This window comes from Pseudoalteromonas sp. AWH4_217 (assembly GCF_056161105.1).
In genome coordinates this window covers 1-235 of the sequence record NZ_JBSWYM010000102.1, presented here as the reverse complement: position 1 = coordinate 235, position 235 = coordinate 1, and the positions used below count along the sequence as shown (strand labels likewise).

Sequence of the window (235 nt, the reverse complement as noted above, 5' to 3'; positions counted from 1 at the left end):
CGTCATCCCGCACTTGATGCGGGATCTACCAACAGACCACATCGCAGGCATGACAAATACATCGAAGCAAACCTACTCAGCACTGAAAAACAGGTTTAAATGGATCCCGCATCGCGTGCGGGATGACAACGGAGTTGTTGTTGAAGGTGTGGTAGAGCAGGGTAAACCTGGAGCCGCTGCAGGAAAGCCACACTTTACGTGTAGTAAATACGCCGGCTCAAACATACTCCTTGCT

The 235-nt window shown here is 50.6% G+C and carries 1 protein-coding gene; it reads left to right on the top strand.

Annotation, left to right across the window (positions count from 1 at the left end; all coding sequences use genetic code 11):
• Positions 1-49 precede the first annotated feature (49 nt).
• The coding region (locus ACXAH1_RS24820; protein ID WP_475200339.1) for a hypothetical protein at positions 50-235 on the top strand (186 nt) is incomplete at its 3' end.